This is a genomic window from Streptomyces apocyni, from assembly GCF_009739465.1.
GTDB classification, from domain to species: Bacteria; Actinomycetota; Actinomycetes; order Streptomycetales; family Streptomycetaceae; genus Streptomyces; species Streptomyces apocyni.
Genome location: NZ_WHOM01000065.1, coordinates 171,274 through 190,455, shown reverse-complemented (window position 1 = coordinate 190,455; position 19,182 = coordinate 171,274). Strand labels below are relative to the sequence as shown.

At 72.2% G+C, this 19,182-nt stretch carries 13 protein-coding genes; 7 read left to right on the top strand and 6 right to left on the bottom strand.

What is annotated here, in order from left to right; translation table 11 throughout:
- Nucleotides 1-2 precede the first annotated feature (2 nt).
- The 3 genes from GCN81_RS19805 to GCN81_RS19795 all read right to left on the bottom strand — a co-directional run bounded on the left by GCN81_RS19805 (nt 3) and on the right by GCN81_RS19795 (nt 4,915).
- Entirely contained in the window at nt 3-710 is a 708-nt protein-coding gene (locus GCN81_RS19805; RefSeq protein ID WP_156725944.1) for a hypothetical protein, read from the bottom strand.
- A gap of 175 nt (nt 711-885) precedes the next feature.
- Nucleotides 886-4,257 (bottom strand): ATP-dependent helicase, encoded by a 3,372-nt coding sequence (locus GCN81_RS19800; RefSeq protein WP_156725943.1) that lies wholly within the window; start codon nt 4,255-4,257, stop codon nt 886-888.
- Between the two features lie 229 nt (nt 4,258-4,486).
- Entirely contained in the window at nt 4,487-4,915 is a 429-nt protein-coding gene (locus GCN81_RS19795) for an MGMT family protein (RefSeq protein ID WP_156725942.1), read from the bottom strand.
- A gap of 128 nt (nt 4,916-5,043) precedes the next feature.
- Between GCN81_RS19795 and GCN81_RS19790 the strand changes: the two genes are divergently transcribed.
- From GCN81_RS19790 to GCN81_RS19760, 7 genes are all read left to right on the top strand, one after another.
- Nucleotides 5,044-7,785, top strand: coding sequence for a lysylphosphatidylglycerol synthase transmembrane domain-containing protein (locus GCN81_RS19790; protein WP_156725941.1), 2,742 nt, complete (start codon nt 5,044-5,046; stop codon nt 7,783-7,785).
- A gap of 154 nt (nt 7,786-7,939) precedes the next feature.
- Complete coding sequence (locus GCN81_RS19785; RefSeq protein WP_156725940.1) at nt 7,940-8,338, top strand: TOBE domain-containing protein; 399 nt, start codon at nt 7,940-7,942, stop codon at nt 8,336-8,338.
- A gap of 28 nt (nt 8,339-8,366) precedes the next feature.
- Nucleotides 8,367-9,134 carry a molybdate ABC transporter substrate-binding protein gene (gene modA / locus GCN81_RS19780; RefSeq protein ID WP_156725939.1) on the top strand — a complete coding sequence of 256 codons (768 nt, stop codon included), beginning with the start codon at nt 8,367-8,369 and terminating at the stop codon, nt 9,132-9,134.
- The gene (locus GCN81_RS19775) at nt 9,131-11,146 is read left to right on the top strand and encodes an ABC transporter permease (RefSeq protein WP_156725938.1); all 2,016 of its coding nucleotides are present in this window, start codon (nt 9,131-9,133) and stop codon (nt 11,144-11,146) included. Before modA ends, GCN81_RS19775 begins: the two co-directional genes overlap by 4 nt.
- Nucleotides 11,147-11,239: 93 nt before the next feature.
- Nucleotides 11,240-12,796 carry an alpha/beta hydrolase gene (locus GCN81_RS19770; RefSeq protein ID WP_156725937.1) on the top strand — a complete coding sequence of 519 codons (1,557 nt, stop codon included), beginning with the start codon at nt 11,240-11,242 and terminating at the stop codon, nt 12,794-12,796.
- Nucleotides 12,797-12,845: 49 nt separating this feature from the next.
- Complete coding sequence (locus GCN81_RS19765; protein ID WP_156725936.1) at nt 12,846-14,417, top strand: alpha/beta hydrolase; 1,572 nt, start codon at nt 12,846-12,848, stop codon at nt 14,415-14,417.
- Between the two features lie 96 nt (nt 14,418-14,513).
- Entirely contained in the window at nt 14,514-16,043 is a 1,530-nt protein-coding gene (locus GCN81_RS19760) for an alpha/beta hydrolase (protein WP_156725935.1), read from the top strand.
- 63 nt (nt 16,044-16,106) lie between these two features.
- Here GCN81_RS19760 and moeZ read toward each other — a convergent pair whose 3' ends face one another.
- The 3 genes from moeZ to GCN81_RS19745 all read right to left on the bottom strand — a co-directional run bounded on the left by moeZ (nt 16,107) and on the right by GCN81_RS19745 (nt 19,047).
- Complete coding sequence (gene moeZ / locus GCN81_RS19755) at nt 16,107-17,285, bottom strand: adenylyltransferase/sulfurtransferase MoeZ (RefSeq protein WP_156725934.1); 1,179 nt, start codon at nt 17,283-17,285, stop codon at nt 16,107-16,109.
- 62 nt (nt 17,286-17,347) lie between these two features.
- The gene (locus GCN81_RS19750) at nt 17,348-18,106 is read right to left on the bottom strand and encodes a spherulation-specific family 4 protein (protein WP_156725933.1); all 759 of its coding nucleotides are present in this window, start codon (nt 18,104-18,106) and stop codon (nt 17,348-17,350) included.
- A complete protein-coding gene (locus tag GCN81_RS19745) occupies nt 18,094-19,047 on the bottom strand; it encodes an NAD-dependent epimerase/dehydratase family protein (RefSeq protein WP_156725932.1) in 954 nt (317 codons plus the stop codon). The genes GCN81_RS19750 and GCN81_RS19745 overlap by 13 nt, the downstream gene beginning before the upstream one ends.
- Nucleotides 19,048-19,182 lie beyond the last annotated feature (135 nt).

Here is a 19,182-nt window from a genome sequence, read left to right as displayed (position 1 = left end):
GGTCAGGAGCCCTTGATGAGGTCCTTCAGTTCTGAGATCTGGTCCGCCGGTGGGGCGGTGACCTGGAACTTCTTTCCGAAGTCGGAGATCGTCAGCGTGGTCGGCCCGGTGGCGCTCTTGCTGTCGATCCGTACGAAGTACGGATCGCCCTCGGTCGCGACGTGGTATGTGACCTTCTCGCCGCTGGCCCCGTCCTTGACGAGGGTGGCCGTCTTCTTGCCGTTGACCTCGGAGTCGTCGCCGCGTTCGGCGCCCTTCAGGTCGGATGCCTTGAACATGGCGTCCAGGTCGCAGGTGGCCTTGGCCTGCTCGTCGGGGGCCTTCAGCCACTTGCCCTCGGACTTCTTGGCGGCCTCCTTGTCGCCCCCCAGGACGCGCTCGCGGTAGGCATCGCCGCCCCTGGTGTAGGACGCCTTGTCCACGGCGATCAGCTCGACCTTGCCGACGTCCGCCATGTCCATGGTGCCCTTGCAGACGCCCGACGCGGCGACCTCGTAGCTGACCTTGCTCTGCTTGCCGTTCTCGGTCGCGTTGATGTCGATCTTGAGGGACTTGGCTCCGCTGGTGGCCTCGCTGGCCTCCTTGGCGATGGCGTCGGCGCTCTTGCCGTCGAACGCGTCCTTGGCGTCGTCGCTCGCGCAGCCGGTGACGCCGACGAGCGCGGCCGCGCAGACCACCGCCGCCGCCAGGTACTTCCGGTGGGCTGCCATGTGTTTCTCCTAGCCGATACGTCGGTCGTGTTCGTCGGTCGTGTTCGTCTGTCGGTTGTCTTCGCGAACCTCGGGCACTTTACGGGGGTTCCGGACCCCGGGCCCGGCTCCCCCGTCTCCGTGTGAACGGGATCACCCGGTGTGGGGTCACCCCATCCGGCACCCCCCGTCCGGGTTACTCGACGATGTGGCGGCCCTCCGGCCGGGCGCTGCACGAGGCACGGAAGGCGCAGTGGGTGCAGTGCTGGCCGGTGGCCGGGGTGAAGCGTTCGTCGAGCACCTTGCCCGCCGCTGTGGCGAGCAGCTCGCCGACCCAGTCGCCGGACAGCGGCTCCTGGGCCTGCACCTTCGGCAGGGTGTCGCCGCCGTCGCGTTTGGCCGCGGCCTGGCGCAGCTGCACCAGTTCGGCGCCGCCGGGCGGCGGGCGCAGACCGTCGAAGGACTCGTCGAGCGCGCCCTCACGGACGGCCAGCTGGTAGACGGCGAGCTGGGGGTGGCGGGCGACGTCGGCGGCGGTGGGCGCGTGCTTGCCGGTCTTGAAGTCGACCACGTAGGCGCGGCCCTCGGCGTCGGTCTCCACACGGTCCATGGAGCCGCGCACCCGTACCTCGTACGGGCCCGCGCCAAGGGTCACATCGAAGTCCCGCTCGCTGGCGAGCGGGGTGCGGCCCGCGCGGTCGCTCACATGCCACTGGAGGAAGCGTTCAAGCGCCACGCGCGCGTGGTCTTTCTCCTGAGCCGACTTCCAGGGGGCGTCGAAGGCGAGCGCGTCCCAGACCGAGTCCAGCCGCTCCATGAGGACGGCGAGGTCGGCGGGGGTACGGCCGGACGCGACCTCGTCGGCCAGTACGTGGACGACGTTGCCGAAGCCCTGGGCGGCGGTCGCCGGGGCGTCCGCCTTGACCTCGCGGCCGAGGAACCACTGGAGGGAGCAGGTGTTGGCGAGCTGGTCCAGGGCGCTGCCGGAGAGTGCGACGGGCCGGTCCCTGTCCCGTAGCGGGATCTCGCTGTGCGTCGGCTCGTACATGCCCCACCAGCGGTACGGGTGCGCGGACGGCACGAGGGGGCGGCCCTCGTCGTCGCTGAGCGCGGCCAGCCGGGCGAGGCGCCGCGCGGCGGCCTCGCGCAGGGGGCCGGAGACCCGGGGGTCGACGGTGGTGGCGCGTAGCTCGGCGACGAGCGCGGCGACGGACAGCGGGCGGCGGGGGCGGGCCGTGACGTCCTTCGGGGTGACGCCAAGTTCGGTGAGGAAGCGTGAGGGCTGGTCGCCGTCGTCCGCCGGGGCCTTGACGGCGGTGACGACCAGGCGCTCACGCGCGCGTGTGGCGGCGACGTAGAACAGGCGGCGCTCCTCGGCGAGCAGCGCGCCGGGGGTGAGCGGCTCGGCGAGACCGTCGCGGCCGATCCGGTCCGCTTCGAGGAGCGAGCCGCGGCGTCTGAGGTCCGGCCACAGGCCCTCCTGGACGCCCGCGACGACCACGACGCGCCATTGCAGGCCCTTGGCGCGGTGTGCGGTCATCAGGCGTACGCCGTCAGGGCGTACGGCGCGCTGGGTGAGGGTGTCGGCGGCGATGTCCTGCGCCTCGACCTCCTCGAGGAAGTTGAGGGCGCCACGGCCACCGGTGCGCTCCTCCGCGCGCGCCGCGGTCGCGAACAGGGCGCACACCGCGTCGAGGTCGCGGTCGGCGTTGCGCCCCGCCGCGCCGCCGCGGTGTGCGGCGCGCTGTAGGCGGTTTGGCCAGGGGGTGCCGTTCCACAGCTCCCACAGGGCCTCTTCCGCCGTGCCGCCCGCGGCGAGCAGCTCGCGGGCCCCGCGGAGCAGTTCGCCGAGGCGCTGCGCGCCGCGCGCGTAGGTGGGATCGTGCGCGGTCAGCCGCTCCGGCTCGGCGACCGCCCGCGTGAGCAGTTCGTCGGACGGCGGCGGCAGACGATTCCCGGCGGCCCGCTCCTCCTCGCGCAGCGCCCGCCCCAGCCGACGCAGGTCAGCGGCGTCCAGCCCGGCGAGCGGAGAGCCAAGCAACGCGAGAGCGGTCTCGGTATCCAGCCATGACCCGGCAGCCTCCGGGGCGGGTTCTGGGGCTGCGGCGGTGGCGGTGGCTGTCGCCGTGGCAGTGGCGGCGGTAGCGGTGGCGGTGGCGGCTGCGCGGAGGGCCGTCAGGAGGGGGGCGACCGCTGGCTCGTGGCGCAGGGGAAGGTCGTCGCCGTCGATGTCCAGGGGGACGCCCGCCGCGGTGAGGGCGCGGCGGACCGCTGGGATGGTGCGGCCGCCCGCGCGGACCAGGACGGCCATGTCGCGCCAGGGGACGCCGTCCTCGAGGTGGGCCCGGCGGACGATGTCCGCGATGTTGTCGAGTTCGGTGCCGGGGGTGGGGTACGTGTAGACCTCCACCGTGCCGCCGTCCCTGACCGGGGTCAGCTCACGGTGGCGGCGGACCCGCTCCGCGGGCAGCCGGGTCATCGGCATCCGGCGCGTGACCAGGCGGGTCGCGGCCAGCAGCCCCGCGCCCGCGCGGCGCGACGTGGTCAGGACCTCGACCGGCGCCGGGCTCCCGTCCGCGCGGCGGAAGGCGTCGGGGAACTCCAGGATGCCGTTCACATCGGCGCCACGGAACGCGTAGATCGACTGGTCCGGATCGCCGAACGCGACCAGGGTCCGCCCGCTGGACCGCGTCGCCCGGCCGCCCGGCGCGAGGCCGGTCAGCGCGTGCAGCAACCGCACCTGGGACGGGTCGGTGTCCTGGTACTCGTCGACGTACACCGCGTCATAGCGGGCGGTCAGCTGCGCGGCGACCTCGGCGCGGCGGGCCAGCAGCACCGCGCGGTGGACCAGCTCCGCGTAGTCGAGTACGCCCTGCGCGTCGAGCACGTCCAGGTACTCGGCGAGGAAGGCCGCGGCCGCGTCCCAGTCCGGGCGTCCGATACGGCGGGCGAAGTCGGCCAGCGCCCCGGGGCCGAGCCCCAGCTCACGGCTGCGCGCCAGCACCGCGCGCACCTCGTCCGCGAACCCGCGCGTCGTCAGGCACGCCCGCAGCTCGTCAGGCCACCGCACGCGCGCGTGGCCGTCTTTCGCCAGCTCCACCTCACCGGCCAGCAGCTCACGTACGACGACGTCCTGCTCCGGGCCCGAGAGGAGGCGGAGCGGCTCCCTGAACAGATCGGCGTCCTGGTGCGCACGGACCAGCGCGTAGCAGAACGAGTGAAACGTGGTCGCCTGCGGAGCGGACGCCGCCCCGATCCGCAGCGCCATCCGATCCCGCAGCTCGGCCGCGGCCTTGCGGCTGAAAGTCAGCACCAGCACACGCTCCGGGTCCGTACCCTTGGCAATCCGCGCGGCCACGGCCTCCACCAGCGTGGTGGTCTTCCCCGTTCCCGGACCGGCCAGCACCAGCAGCGGGCCGTCCACATGGTCAACCACAGCCCGCTGACCCGCGTCCAGACGAGGGGGGCCCGCCTGGATCGGCGGTGTGCGCACCAGTCGGTACGCGCTGGGGCTCCCCTGCCGTGCGGAGGGGTGCGGCAGGCGCCGAGTGGAAGAAGAGGAGCTCACTGTGGTTCGCCGGTCCTGGTGGGTGTACGGGGTGCGGAGCGGCCCCGCGCGCGGTGGCGGCCTGGTGACCGTGGGGCGCGGGGCGTCCGGTGTGCGGGGCGGCGGTGGAGTGACCGCCGGGCTCGACGCTACGCCAGTCGGGGGGTGGGATGCGGCGCTTCGGCCGCCTTCGCCAGTTCGCCCGGACGGGCCACCGATCGCCCGTACGGGGTCGGGATGGCGGAAGCTGTCAGGTGTGAACCTGCCCGCCGCCGTCCGCCCCGCCGTCGTCTGCCTCGCAGCCGTCCGCCCCGCCGTCGGGCGCCCCGCCGCCGTCACCGCCACCCGCGCCGTCCCAGCGCGCCCGGCGCATGTCGATGCGGTGCCCGCCGTCGCCCGTGGTCCGCAGCGGGGTGGCCTCGGCGCGGTACCGCTCCAGGGCGCGCACCTCGTGGCTGGGCAGCGGTACGCCGTCCGCCCGGACCACGCGCCACCACGGCACGGCCCCGCCGTAGAGCGCCATCACACGCCCCACCTGGCGCGGGCCGCCCGCGCCGAGCCACTCGGCGATATCTCCGTACGTCATGACGCGCCCGGCCGGGATCAGCTCCGCGACCTCCAGGACCCGCTCCGCGTACTCCGGCAGCTCTGGCGGTTCCGACGGGCGCTGCTCGCTCATCCGACTTATCCTTCCGTAGCCTCATCAGTATTCCGACAGTGTGGCCAGCAGCACATCAGGGCCCACGAACGCCCCCTCGAGGCCACGTCCCACGACGGGTCGTGCCACCATCGTGCGGGCGGTGACTGGTGATACGAAAGCAAGAAGAGACAGAGCGGACTCAGGGCGAGCCGTCTCGCGACAGCGAGCGCACCCCTGAGGCTCTGCCGCGCCCGGACCGCGACGACTGCGACCACCGCGACCACCGCGACGACCGCGACGACCAAGGGGAACGGGGCGAACCCGAAGCCCGCATCGACCAGCTAGAGCGCGACGAGCCCCTGCTGCCCGCACGCGTCCACCGACCGTCCGACCTGATGCGGATGCTCGTCGGCCTCCTCGGGATCGCCCTGGTGCTGGCCATCGCCGGGTTCGCGCACGGCACCGCCGCGGGCCTCGAAGAGGACATCACCAAGGGGACCGGGCGGGCTCCCGACCTGCTGAGCAAGTTCGCCGGGCTGGCCTCCAGCATCGCCGTACTGCTGGTCCCGGTCGCCTTCGCCATCGAGCGGCTGATCAAACGCGACGGGCTGCGCATCGCCGACGGCGTGCTGGCGGCGGTCCTCGCGCACGGCGTGACGCTCGCCACCGACCTGTGGGTGACCCAGGGCGCTCCGGACGCGATCCAGGACGCCCTGACCCGCCAGTCACCGACCGGCGCCATAGGCGACCTGACCGCACCGGTGCACGGCTACCTCGCGCCCGTCATCGCCTATATGACGGCCGTCGGCATGGCCCGCAGGCCGCGCTGGCGGGTGCTGCTGTGGACGGTGCTGCTGCTGGACGCGGTGTCGATGCTGATCGTCGGCTACACCACACCGTTCTCGATCATCCTCACGGTGCTGATCGGCTGGACCGTCGCCTACGGGACGATGTACGCGGTCGGCTCCCCCAATGTCCGGCCCACCGGCCAGCACCTGCTGGCCGGGCTGCGGCACGTCGGCTTCCACCCGATCAGCGCGGTACGCGCCGAGGACCTGCCGCACGCGCCCGACCTCGGCGACCGGGGCAGACGGTACTTCGTGACCCTGGAGGACGGTCCACCCCTGGACATCACGGTGGTGGACCGGGAGCAGCAGGCCCAGGGATTCTTCTACCGGGTGTGGCGCCGCGTCACGCTGCGCGGCATCACCACCCGGCGCAGCCTGCAGTCCCTGCGCCAGGCCCTGGAGCAGGAGGCACTCCTCGCCTACGCGGCGATCGCGGCCGGTGCCAACGCGCCCAAGCTGATCGCGACCTCCGAGCTGGGCCCGGACGCGGTGATGCTGGTCTACGAGCACCTCGGCGGCCGCTCCCTCGACCAGCTCGGCGACGACGAGATCACCGACGGGCTGATGCGCGACACCTGGCGGCAGGTGAAGGCGCTCCAGTCACGGCGTATCGCGCACCGCAGGCTGGAGGGCGACGCGATCCTGGTGGATCGTTCCGGCAAGGTCATCATCACCGATCTGCGCGGCGGCGAGATCGCCGCGGGTGACCTGCTGCTGCGGATGGACATCGCCCAGCTGCTGACCACCTTCGGGCTGCGTACGGGGGCGGAGCGCGCGGCCGACGCGGCGCTTGAGGTGCTCGGCCCGGACACGATCGCCGACTGTATGCCGCTGCTACAGCCTCTCGCCCTGTCCCGGCACACCCGCTCCACGCTGCGCAGGCTGGGGCGCGAGCGGGCGCAGCGTGAGCGTGAGGCGGTCCTCGAGGCGACGGACCGAGCGAAGAAGGCGCGCCACGGCGAGCACGGCACGCTCGATCGTAAGGCCCTGAAGGCGGAGAAGGCGCTCGAGAAACGGGCGATGGAGGCGGCGCTCAGCGAGGCCCGCGAGGAGGATCTGCTCACCCAGATCCGCCACGAGGTGCTGCGGATCAAGCCGCAGGCTCCGGTCGAGCCCGCCCGGCTGGAGCGGATCAAGCCGCGCACGCTGATCAGTTTCATCGCCGGTGCGTTCGGCGCGTACTTCCTGCTCACCCAGCTGACGGACATCGACTTCGGCGAGCTGTTCGCCCAGGCCAAGTGGGGCTGGGTGGCGGCCGCCGCGTTGTTCTCGGCGCTGACCTACTTCGCGGCGGCGACCAGCCTGCTGGGGTTCGTGCCGGAGCGGGTGTCGTTCCTGCGGACGGTGTCCGCGCAGGTCGCCGGGTCGTTCGTCAAGATCGTGGCACCGGCCGCGGTCGGCGGCGTCGCGCTGAACACGCGCTTTCTGCAGCGGTCCGGGGTGCGCTCCGGGCTCGCGGTGGCGAGTGTCGGCGCCTCGCAGCTCTTCGGGCTCGGCTCGCACATCGTGCTGCTGCTGACCTTCGGCTATCTCACCGGGGTGGAGAAGACCCCGGACTTCGCGCCGTCCCGCACGGTGATCGCCGGGCTGCTGACGGCGGCGGTGCTGGTGCTGGTGGTGACCGCGATTCCGTTCCTGCGGAAGTTCGTGGCCACGCGCGTACGGTCGCTGTTCGCCGGTGTGGTGCCGCGCATGCTCGACGTATTCCAGCGGCCGCAGAAGCTGCTGGCCGGGATCGGCGGGATGCTGCTGCTGACCAGCCTGTTCGTGATGTGCCTGCACGCGTCGATCAAGGCGTTCTCGCCCGAGGGCGCCGCCTCGGTCAGCCTCGCCAGCGTCGCCGTGGTGTTCCTCGCGGGCAACGCGCTGGGATCGGCGGCGCCGACACCCGGCGGTGTGGGCGCGGTTGAGGCGACGCTGACGTTCGGTCTGATCGCGGTCGGGCTGCCCAAGGAGGTCGCGGCGCCCGCGGTGCTGCTGTTCCGGCTGTTGACGCTGTGGCTGCCGGTGCTGCCGGGGTGGCTGTTCTTCAACCATCTGACGCGTAAGGGCGCGCTCTAGGGACTGACGCGCTCTAACGGAAGGGCGCGCTCCGAAGTGGGGCAGGTGCACGCCGGGTACGCCTGGTGGCTTCGTACGATGGGCACCGCAGCTGCCAGGAGCATCACCCAGTCTTCCTTGCAGATGCGAGGCACACCTGCCTACATTGCCGCACATGCGGTCCTACACCACGCAGCAGGCGGCTCGCCTCCTCGGCGTCAGTCCGGACACCGTCCGGCGCTGGGCCGACGCCGAGCGGATTCCCACCCGCAGGGACGACTCCGGCCGACGGCTGATCGACGGACCGGACCTGGCCGCGTACGCCGTCACGCTCGCGCGGCAGGCAGCCGACGACGGCAACGACGAGCCGTACACCTCGGCGCGCAACGCCTTCCCGGGGATCATCACGGGCGTGCGGCTGGGCGATGTCGCCGCGCAGGTGGAGATCCAGGCCGGTCCGCACCGGCTGGTCTCGCTGCTGACCCGGGAGGCCGTGGAAGAGCTTGGGCTTGAGGTCGGGATGGAGGCGGTGGCCCGGGTGAAGTCGACAAACGTCCACATCGACCGCGTCTGAACCAGGAAATCCGAGCGAGGAAGCCCCCATGCGCCGCACCACCGCCGCCTCCGCCTCCGCCGCCCTGGCCGCCGCCCTGCTGCTGCCGCTCGCCGCCTGCGGCGGCCAGCAGAACACCGGCGACGGCCAGGACGGGAAACTGACCGTGCTCGCTGCGGCCTCGCTCACGGACGTGTTCAAGACGGCGGGAGCGGCGTACGAGAAGGACCACCCGGGCACTCGCGTGGCGTTCTCCTTCGCGGGCTCGCAGGAGCTGGCCGCACAGGTCCGCCAGGGGGTGCCCGCGGACGCGCTGGTCACCGCCGACACCGCGACCATGGACGGACTGAGGTCCGAGACGGGCCCGCCGACCGTGATCGCCAAGAACCGGCTCACCATCGCCACCGCCCCGGGCAACCCGGAGCGCGTCACCGGCCTCGCTGACCTGGCCAGGAGCGGCCTGAAGGTCGTCCTGGCGGCGCCCGAGGTGCCCGTCGGCCGCTACAGCCAGCAGATTCTCGACGCGCGGGGCGCGCAGGTGAAGCCCGTGTCCCAGGAGCCGAGCGTCCGCGCCGTGCTGAGCAAGGTGGAGCTCGGCGAGGCCGACGCCGGGATCGTGTACGCCACCGACGCGGCCTCCGCTGGCGACACGATCTCCACCGTGAGCATCCCGGACGACCAGAACGCGATCGCCTCCTACCCGGCGGCCACCCTCACCAGCTCCCGGAACGACGAGGCAGCGGGTGAATTCGTGCGGTGGCTGTCGTCCGACACGGCGCGGCGGCTGCTGCGTGACGCGGGGTTCCAGGCGCCATGACCCCGTCACGGACCGACACCCGTACACGGACCGGCCCCCGGCGGCCCCGGTCGTCCGGAAGGCCGCGCCGCCAGGCCCCCCTGGCGCTGGCGCTGCCGGGCGTGCTCGCGGTCGCCTTCCTGCTCCTGCCGCTCGCGGGCGTGCTCGCCGGAGCCCCCTGGCAGTCGCTGCCCGAGCGGCTGACCGCGCCCGAGGTGACCGAGGCGCTGGGTCTCTCGCTGGTGGTGTCCGGCTGGGCGCTGCTCCTCTCGCTGGTGCTCGGGGTGCCGCTGGCGTGGCTGCTGGCCCGGGTGGAGTTTCCGGGCAAGGCGCTGATCCGGGTCCTGGTGATGCTGCCGATGGTGCTGCCGCCGACGGTGGCCGGTGTGGCGCTGCTCGAGGGGTACGGGCGGCGGGGTCTGCTCGGCCCGTGGCTGGCGGACCTGGGGATCACGCTGCCGTTCTCGACGGCAGGTGCGGTCGTCGCGTCCGCCTTTGTGTCGATGCCGTTCCTGGTGATCAGCCTGGAGGGGGCGCTCGCCTCACTCCACGAGCGGTACGAGGAGACGGCGCTGTCCCTGGGCGCGTCTCCCCTGCGGACGTTCTTCACGGTGACCGTGCCGATGATCGCGCCCGGCCTGATCGCGGGCGCGGCGCTGTGCTGGGCGCGCGCGCTCGGGGAGTTCGGCGCGACGATCACCTTTGCCGGGAACCTGCCCGGCACGACCCAGACGCTGCCGCTCCAGGTGTATCTGCTGTTGCAGAACGACCCGGACGGCGCGGTGGCGGTCTCCCTTCTGCTGCTGGTGGTCGCTACGGCGGTACTGCTGGCTCTGCGAGGACGCTGGCTCGGCGGCGGAGCAGCGGCTGGCGCCGGGGCGGGCGCCACGCCCCGTACGAACGGAGAAACGAACGCGGGCGCCGACGAGTTCCTCGAATCCCCCGACACCCAGGCCCCGTCGGGGCACCCGGACGACGCAGCCGGTGCCACCGACGCGGGCTGGCCGCTCACCGCCGACGTCACCGGCTCTACGCAGGTGTCCCTGACCGCCGCCCCCGGCACCACCATCGCCGTCGTCGGCCCCAACGGCGCCGGAAAGTCCACCCTGCTGCGCGCCCTCCTCGGCCTCACCCCACGCGCCGACGCTCACCCGCTGCGACTCGGCGCCCTCACGGTCGACGGCCTGCCCGTACACCGCCGCGGCATCGCCTGGGTGCCGCAGGACGGCGCACTGTTCCCGCACCTCACCGCGCTCGCCAACACCGCGTACGGACCGCGCGCCCAGGGTGTGCCCAAGCACCACGCGCGCGTAGCGGCACAGCGGTGGCTCGACCGGCTCGGCGTCGGCCACCTCGCGCACCGCAAGCCGGGCGAACTCTCCGGCGGCCAGGCGGGTCGCGTCGCCCTGGCCCGCGCCCTGGCCGCCCGACCGCGCCTGCTCCTCCTGGACGAACCGCTGGCCGCGCTCGACCAGACGACCCGGGCCCGGGTACGGCACGCGCTGCGCGCGCATCTGAGCGGGTTCGACGGGGTCTGCCTGATCGTCACCCACGACCCGGTGGAGGCGGTGGCGCTGGCCGACCACGTCCTCGTACTGGAGGAGGGACGCTGCGTGCAGTACGCCGAGACCGCCGAGGTCGCCCGGCACCCCGGCTCCCCCTGGGTGGCCCGCATGCTGGGCCGCAACGCCTGGCCGGGCACCGTACAGGCGGACCACCTGGAGCTCACCGGCGGCGGCCGCCTGGTCTTCGCCGACCACGCGCTCTCCGATGGGACGCCCGCGATGGGGGTGGTCGGCCCCGAGGCGGTCTCACTCCACCGCGAACGCCCCTCGGGCAGCCCGCGCAACGTCTGGCCGGGCGTGGTCCGTGAACTGGCCGCCCACGGGGGACGGCTGCGCGTACTGGTCGACGCGGTTCCGGAGGTCGTGGCGGAGGTGACCCCCGGGGCTGCCGCGGAACTGGGCCTCGCCGAGGGCGTCGACGTATGGGTGAGCGTGAAGGCCACCGAGGTCACCCTGGTGGGCCTGTAGGCCTGGCGTTCAGAGGCAGGCTCCCAGGCCGGGACGTAACCCTTACGGCCGCGGCCCCGCGCGCCCCGCACAGGCCGCCCGCAGGATGGACCCATGCCGACCCCGCCCCCACCCGCGAACCGCCCGCGAACCGCCGTACTGGGCATGGCACTCCTGCTGGCGCTCGCCGCCACCACCCTCACCGCCTGCGGCGATGACCAGCCCACGGACCTGCCGACCCAGAACCTGTCGTGGAAGTCCTGCCCGGACCCGGACTCCGCGCAGGGCGGCGGGGAAGCCCCGTCGCCGCTCCCGGACGGGGGCGAGTGGCAGTGCGCCACCATGAAGGCGCCGCTGGACTGGGACGAGCCCGAGGGTGACACGATCGGCATCGCCCTGATCCGCGCTGAGGCGGTCGGCGAGCAGAACCGCATCGGGTCCCTGATCTTCAACTTCGGCGGCCCGGGCGGCTCGGGCGTGGCCACACTGCCCGCCTTCGCCGAGGGCTACGAAACCCTGCGTACCCGCTATGACCTGGTCAGCTTCGACCCGCGCGGGGTCGGTCGCAGCGCCCCGGTGACGTGCGAGGACGAAGAGCGCCTCGACGAGCTGAACCAGGAGGACTCCACACCGGACACCCCCGCCGAGGAGAGGACGCTCGTCGAGATCACACAGACGTTCGGCGCGGCCTGTGAGCAGAACTCCGGCGAGGTGCTGCCGCACGTCCGCACCACCGACGCGGCCCGCGACCTGGAGCTGCTGCGCCAGGTACTGGGCGACGACGCACTGCACTACTTCGGCATCTCGTACGGCACCGAACTGGGCGGCGTCTACGCCCGCCTGTTCCCCGAGAAGGTCGGGCGCGCCGTGTTCGACGCGGTCGTCGACCCCACTCTGACGCCCGAGGAGGGCTCACTCGGCCAGGCCAAGGGCTTCCAGCTCGCACTGGAGAACTACGCGAAGGACTGCACATCGAAGGTCGAGGACTGCCCGGTCGGCGACACGCCCCAAGAGGTGCAGGACCGCATCGCCGAGCTGCTGCGGGACCTCGACGCCAACCCGCTGCCCGGCAGTGGTGAGCGCGAGCTCACCCAGACCGCGGCCACCGGTGGAATCGCCCAGTCGCTGTACTCGCAAGACTTCTGGGAGTACCTGACGGAGGGGCTCCTGGAGGCCTACGCGGGCAGCGGCCAGATCCTGATGTCGCTCTCCGACGCCATGAACGGCCGCAACCCCGACGGCACCTACAGCAACATCCAGGCGGCCAACACGGCCATCAACTGCGCGGACGCCAAGCCCAGGTACAGCGTGGCCGATGTGAAGGCGAAGCTGCCCGAGTTCCGCGAGGCCTCGCCGATCTTCGGTGACTACCTGGCGTGGGGCATGCTCGGCTGCCGCGACTGGCCGGTGGAGGGCGCCGCCGACCACCCGGACGTGAGCGCCGGGGGATCGGCCCCGATCCTGGTCATCGGGAACACGGGTGACCCGGCCACTCCGTACGCGGGCGCGAAGAGGATGGTCGAGGCGCTGGGTGAGGGCGTCGGCGTCGAGCTGACGTACAAGGGCGAGGGACATGGCGCCTACGACAGTGGCAACGCGTGCGTGCAGAAGGCCGTGAACGGCTATCTGCTGGACGGCGAGACCCCGTCATCGGGGACCGTCTGCTCGTAGAACGGGCGCCGTAGGATGACCAGACCGGTGGCAGAGGGGGAAGTCGTTCATGGCAGATATAACGGGCAAGGTGGGCGGGTCGGTCGGCCGAGGCCTGCGCGCGGTCGCCGCGACGCTGACGGTGGCCGTCATCGCCGCGGGCTGCACAGGCGGCGGCGCCGCCCCCGACGCCAAGAGCCCGCGGTCCAGCCCGGCGGCGAACGGCCCTGACGGCTCACCGCTGCCCGCCGCCCTCACCGGTCAGAAGCTGGACTGGGGCCGCTGCGAGGCCCCCGCCTCCGGCGAGAAGCCGGGCAGCAAGTGGGAGTGCGCCACCATGAAGGCGCCGCTCGACTACGACAAGCCCGCGGGCAAGACCCTCGACATCGCCCTGATCCGCACCAAGGCCAGTCAGCCGTCCAGCAAGATCGGCTCACTGATCTTCAACTTCGGCGGCCCCGGCGGCTCCGGAGTCCAGCGGCTGCCGTCGTTCGGACCCGCCTACACGAAGCTCAACACCCGCTACGACCTGGTGAGTTTCGACCCGCGCGGGGTAGCCGCCAGCCAGGGCGTGCGCTGCCGTACGGACGCCGAGACGGAGCAGGCGCACACCGACGTCGACCTGACACCCGACACCCCGGCCGAGGAGGACGCGTACTTCCAGGACGCCGCGGACTTCGGCGCGGGCTGCGCGCGCGACTCCGGTGACGTCCTGCCGCACGTCCGCACCAGCGACGCGGCGCGCGACATGGACCTGATGCGCCAGGTGCTCGGCGACAAGAAGCTGCACTACTTCGGCTTCTCGTACGGCACCCAACTGGGCGGCGTCTACGCCCACCTGTTCCCGAAGAACGTTGGCCGTCTGGTCCTGGACGCGGTGGTCGACCCGGACGCGGACATGATCGGCCACGCCAAGCACCAGACCCGGGGCTTCCAACGGGCCCTGGACAACTACCTGAAGTCCACCGGCGCCGACCCCAGGACCGGCACCCGCGAGCTCGCCGACCTGCTGTCCCGGATCGACCGCGAGCCGCTGCGGGCCTCAGGCGACCGCGAGCTGAACGAGAACCTCGCCACCACCGGCATCGTCCAGGCGCTGTACTCCGAGCACTTCTGGCCGACACTGACCAAGGCCCTGTACGCGGCCCGCAAGGGAGACGGCAGCGGCCTGCTCGACCTGGCCGACCAGTACAACGACCGCGATCCCGCGGGCCGTTACAGCACCGCGCAGCACTCCCAGCGCGCCATCTCCTGCTCCGACACCCGGCAGCGCCCCACACCTGCCGAGGCCAGGAAGCTGCTGCCCGAGTTCCAGAAGATCTCTCCGGTCTTCGGCCCCTTCCTGGGCTGGGACACGGCGGGCTGGTGCCACAAGTGGCCGGTCGAAGGCGAACACGACACCACCCCGGTGAGCGCGCCAGGCGCCGCCCCGATCCTGGTGGTCGGCACGACGGGCGACTCGGCCACGCCGTTCGAGGGGTCCAAGACGATGGCCACCGCGCTCGGCGACGGCGTCGGCATCCACCTCACCCACGAGGGCGAGGGACACGGCGCGTACGGCAGCAACCTCTGCGTGAACGACACGATCGAGGGCTACCTCCTGGACCACAAGATCCCCGAGAGCGGCAAGGTCTGCTCCTAGCCCGTAGCCCTCCGCAGCCTCCGCACCCCTCCGTAGCCTCCGTAGCCCTCCTCAGCGCTCAGCTCGCACACCTCTCCGCACGAAAGCAGGACAGGCATGCCCCACCCTCACTCCATACGCGCGGGGGCCGCCGCCCTCCTGACCGCCGCACTGCTGGCAGGTTGCACCAGCGGATCGGACGACTCCAAGGACAGCGCCCCCGACCCCAAGGCCGAATCGGGCACCGAGACCGCGGGGAGCACCTGGTCCACGTGCCCGGCCCCCTCCGTCGCCCAGGGCGGCGGCAAGGCCCCAGGCAAGGCCTGGGAGTGCATCGACATGAAAGCCCCGCTCGACCACGCCAAGCCGGATGGCGAGATCATCGACATCGCGGTGATCCGTAAGAAGGCCACCGGGAGCGCCAAGGACCGGCTCGGCTCGCTGGTCTTCAACTTCGGTGGCCCCGGCGGCTCGGGAGTCTCCACGCTGCCCCTGGCCGCCGAGGACTACCGCACCCTCAACAAGCGCTACGACCTGGTCAGCTTCGACCCGCGCGGGGTGGGCGAGAGCGCCACCGTGGACTGCGTGGACGACAAGGAGATCGACGAGGAGTACGCCTCCGACGAGGGCCCGCCGCGCACCGACGCCGAAGTCCGCGAGATGCTCGCCGACCACAAGGAATCCGTGGCGCAGTGTGAGAAACGGTCGGGCAAGGTGCTGCCGCATGTGCGCACCACCGACACCGCCCGCGACCTGGACCTGATGCGCGACCTGCTCGGCGACGACAAGCTCAACTACTTCGGCATCTCCTACGGCACCGAACTGGGCGGCGTCTACGCCCACCTGTTCCCGAAGAACGTCGGCCGTACGGTCTTCGACGCCGTCGTGGATCCGACGCAGGGCACCGTCGACGGGTCACTCGGCCAGGTCAAGGGCTTCCAACTGGCCCTGGAGAACTACCTGAAGTCTCCGGGCCCGCACGCCTACCCGACCAGTGAGGACATCGCGGCGCTGCTGAAGCGTCTGGAGGACGATCCGCTGCCGACGCAGGACGGCCGCGAACTCACCCACGGCCAGGCACTCACGGGCATCGCCGCGTCGCTGTACTCCGAGGAGTCCTGGCAGTACCTGAAGCAGGGGTTGACCGAGGTGAAGACGGCAGGCTCCGGGAACGTCCTGCTGGCCCTGGCCGACTACTACAACGGCCGTGACGACAAGGGCCGTTACGACAACAGCAACGAGGCCGGTGCCGCGATCCGGTGCGCCGACTCCAGCGAGCGCTTCACCACCGCCGACGTGAACAAGCACCTGGCCGAGTTCCAGCAGGCCTCCCCCGTCTTCGGGGAGCCGCTGGCCTGGGGCCTGCTGGGCTGTGACAGCTGGCCCGTGCCGGGCGAGGGCGAGACCCCTGAGGTCAGCGCCGACGGCGCGGCCCCGATCGTGGTCATCGGCAACACCGGTGACCCGGCGACCCCGTACGAGGGCGCGCGGAAGATGGCCGACGCGCTCGGCGACGGCACCGGCATCCATGTGACCGTCAACGGCGAGGGCCATGGCACGTACGGCGTGAACGACTGCGCCACCAAGCTGGTCGACCAGCATCTGCTGGACGGCAAGACCCCGGCCGACGGCACGACCTGCTCGTAACTCCCCACGGCACGACGAAGGGTCCGGCCCCCATCCCGCGGGGGCCGGACCCTTCAGTACGTGTCAGTAGATCGGCTTCTCCGGCTCGATCTGGTTGACCCAGCCGATCACGCCGCCGCCGACGTGCACCGCGTCCGAGAAGCCCGCGGACTTCAGGACCGCCAGCACTTCCGCGGATCGGACACCCGTCTTGCAATGCAAGACGATCTTCTTGTCCTGCGGCAGGTCCTGGAGGGCGGCACCCATCAGGAACTCGCCCTTCGGGATCAGCCGGGCGCCGGGGATCGAGACGATCTCGTACTCGTTCTGCTCGCGTACGTCGATGATGTCGATCTTCTCGTCCGCGTCGATCCACTCCTTGAGCTGCTTGGGAGTGATCGTCGCGCCGAGCGCCGCCTCCTGCGCCTCGTCGGAGACGACGCCGCAGAACGCCTCGTAGTCGATGAGCTCGGTGACGGTGGGGTTCTCACCGCAGACCGCGCAGTCGGGGTCCTTGCGGACCTTGACCTGGCGGTACTGCATCTCCAGGGCGTCGTAGATCATCAGGCGGCCGACCAGCGGGTCGCCGACACCGGCGAGCACCTTGATGGCCTCGGTGACCTGGATGGAGCCGATGGAGGCGCAGAGCACGCCCAGGACGCCGCCCTCGGCGCAGGACGGGACCATGCCCGGCGGCGGGGGCTCCGGGTAGAGGCAGCGGTAGCAGGGGCCGTGCTCGCTCCAGAAGACGCTGGCCTGGCCGTCGAAGCGGTAGATCGAGCCCCAGACGTACGGCTTGTTCAGCAGCACGCAGGCGTCGTTGACCAGGTAGCGGGTAGCGAAGTTGTCCGTGCCGTCGACGATCAGGTCGTACTGGGAGAAGATGTCCATCACGTTCTCGGCTTCGAGCCGCTCTTCGTGAAGGATCACGTTGACGTACGGGTTGATGCCGAGGACCGAGTCCTTGGCCGAGGCGGCCTTGGAGCGGCCGATGTCCGCCTGGCTGTGGATGATCTGGCGCTGCAGGTTCGACTCGTCGACCTCGTCGAACTCCACGATGCCCAGGGTGCCCACACCGGCCGCGGCCAGGTACATCAGGGCCGGCGAGCCAAGGCCGCCGGCGCCGACACACAGCACCTTGGCGTTCTTCAGCCGCTTCTGCCCGTCCATCCCGACATCCGGGATGATCAGGTGGCGGGAGTACCTGCGAACCTCGTCGACGGTGAGCTCAGATGCTGGCTCGACCAGGGGTGGCAGCGACACGGGGACTCCGTTGGTCGGTATTCGGAACAGTTGTTCAGTCGGTAACGCTGCCACACCCTTCTTCATTCCGAGACACCACGTCCGATCCGCGAGACGATTTCGTCCCAGTACCCGGGCAGCCCCGCGAACGGGTCGGCCTCACCGCCCCAGGCGGTGCGGTCGGTGAAGTAGACGGTGGCCGCGCCCTGCCAGCGGGCGATCCGCAGCGCCTCCTCCAGATGGCCGCGCGGCACCCCGTACACGAAGTGACAGAAGCGTTCCGGGGGATGGTCCGCGGTCCACTCCGCGACCTGGGACCAGCGGTAGTCCGACCAAGCCCCGGAGAACGTCACCAGCTGGTCGGCGGTCTCCGCGTAGCCGGGGTGCGGATGGGCCCCGTGCCCGAGCACCAGGTGGCCGTTGTCACACAGGGCCCGCAGGGTCGCGGTGATCCGGCTCACCTCGGCGAGAGCGGTCCGCTCGGTCGGGCAGCGGTCCAGGTAGAAGCCGTCGAGTCGGTACCAGTCCAGGAAGCGGTGCGCGTCCCGCACCAGGTCGCCGAAGGGCCGTGCGCCGTACGCCAGGTCCAGGCGGCCCAGGACCCGCACTCCGGCGTTACGGAGCCTGCCCGCGGCCACCAGGCAGTGCGGGTCAGGGCGGACACCGGGACCGCCCGCGACGTCCAGCACGATCCAGTGGGTCGCGCTGGCCGCGGACGTGGCCGTCGCCGTGGCCCACTCGGCGGGCGCCACCAGAGGGTGCGCGTAGCCCGGGATGCCGAGCCCGACGGCCGACTCGGACTCGGCCGGGCGGCTGGTGGCCGGGGAGATCAGATGCGGCACGCCGCCTCCATCCAGATGTCGGCCAGCGACTCCTCGAGGTTGATCCGGGGCCGCCAGCCCAGCCGGTCGCGCGCGGTGCGCACATCGGCCTGCTGCCAGCTGCCGCAGCCGTCGGGGTACGGGTAGACGGCCGGGCCGCCGTGCTCGGGCTCGGCGCGCGGGTGGCCGAGCGCGGCGCGGCCCTGGGCCCCGTCCAGCTCGTGCAGCGCGCCGCCGTATCCCGCCACCCTGGCCAGTACGGCGGCGGCGTCCCGGAGCCGGACGGCGCGCCCGGAGCCGATGTTGACCACGCCCTGCGCGGCCGACAGTGAGGCGGCGTGTACGGCGCGGGCCACGTCCCGTACGTCCACGAAGTCCCGCTGTACGCCGAGCCCGCCCAGCTTGAGCTCGCCGTCGCCGGACTGCATGGCGCGGCGCAGCGCCTCCGCGAGCCGCCCCAGCGGGGAGCCCGCGGGGGTGCCGGGGCCCGCGGGCGAGAACACCCGGAGCACCACGGCGTCCAGGCCAGCGCCCAGCACCAGCTCGGTCGCGGCCAGCTTGCTGACGCCGTACGGGCCGCCGGGGCGGGGCACCGCGTCCTCGGCGGTCGACGAGCCGGGCTGGCTTGGCCCGTACTCGGCGGCGCAGCCGATCTGGACGAGCCGCGCCCCGCAGCCGCTGCGGCGCAGCGCCTCGCACACGGTGGCGACGGCCACGGTGTTGTGCCGGGTCAGGTCGCGGGCGCCGCCTCGGGTGGCGCCCGCGCAGTTGACGACGACGCCGGGGTGCACCGCGTCCAGGAAGCGGGTCAGCGCGCCGGGGCTGCCGCCCGCGAGGTCGAACCGTACGTCCGCGTCGTCGCCGCGGCCCAGCGCAGTGAGCTGCACGGCCGGGTCGGCCAGCAGTCGGTCGGCGACGAACCGGCCCAGATATCCATTGGCTCCGAGCAGCAGCACCCTCATCGGGCGGCCCCCGGGGTGGAGGCCCGGCGGTGGCCGGGGGGAGGGGTGTTCATCGTGCCTTCTCCTTCAGGTGGTGCCATGGGTCTCGTGTGGTGCCCGCGGTGTCGGTCCCGCGGGAAGGTCATGAGGGCGGTG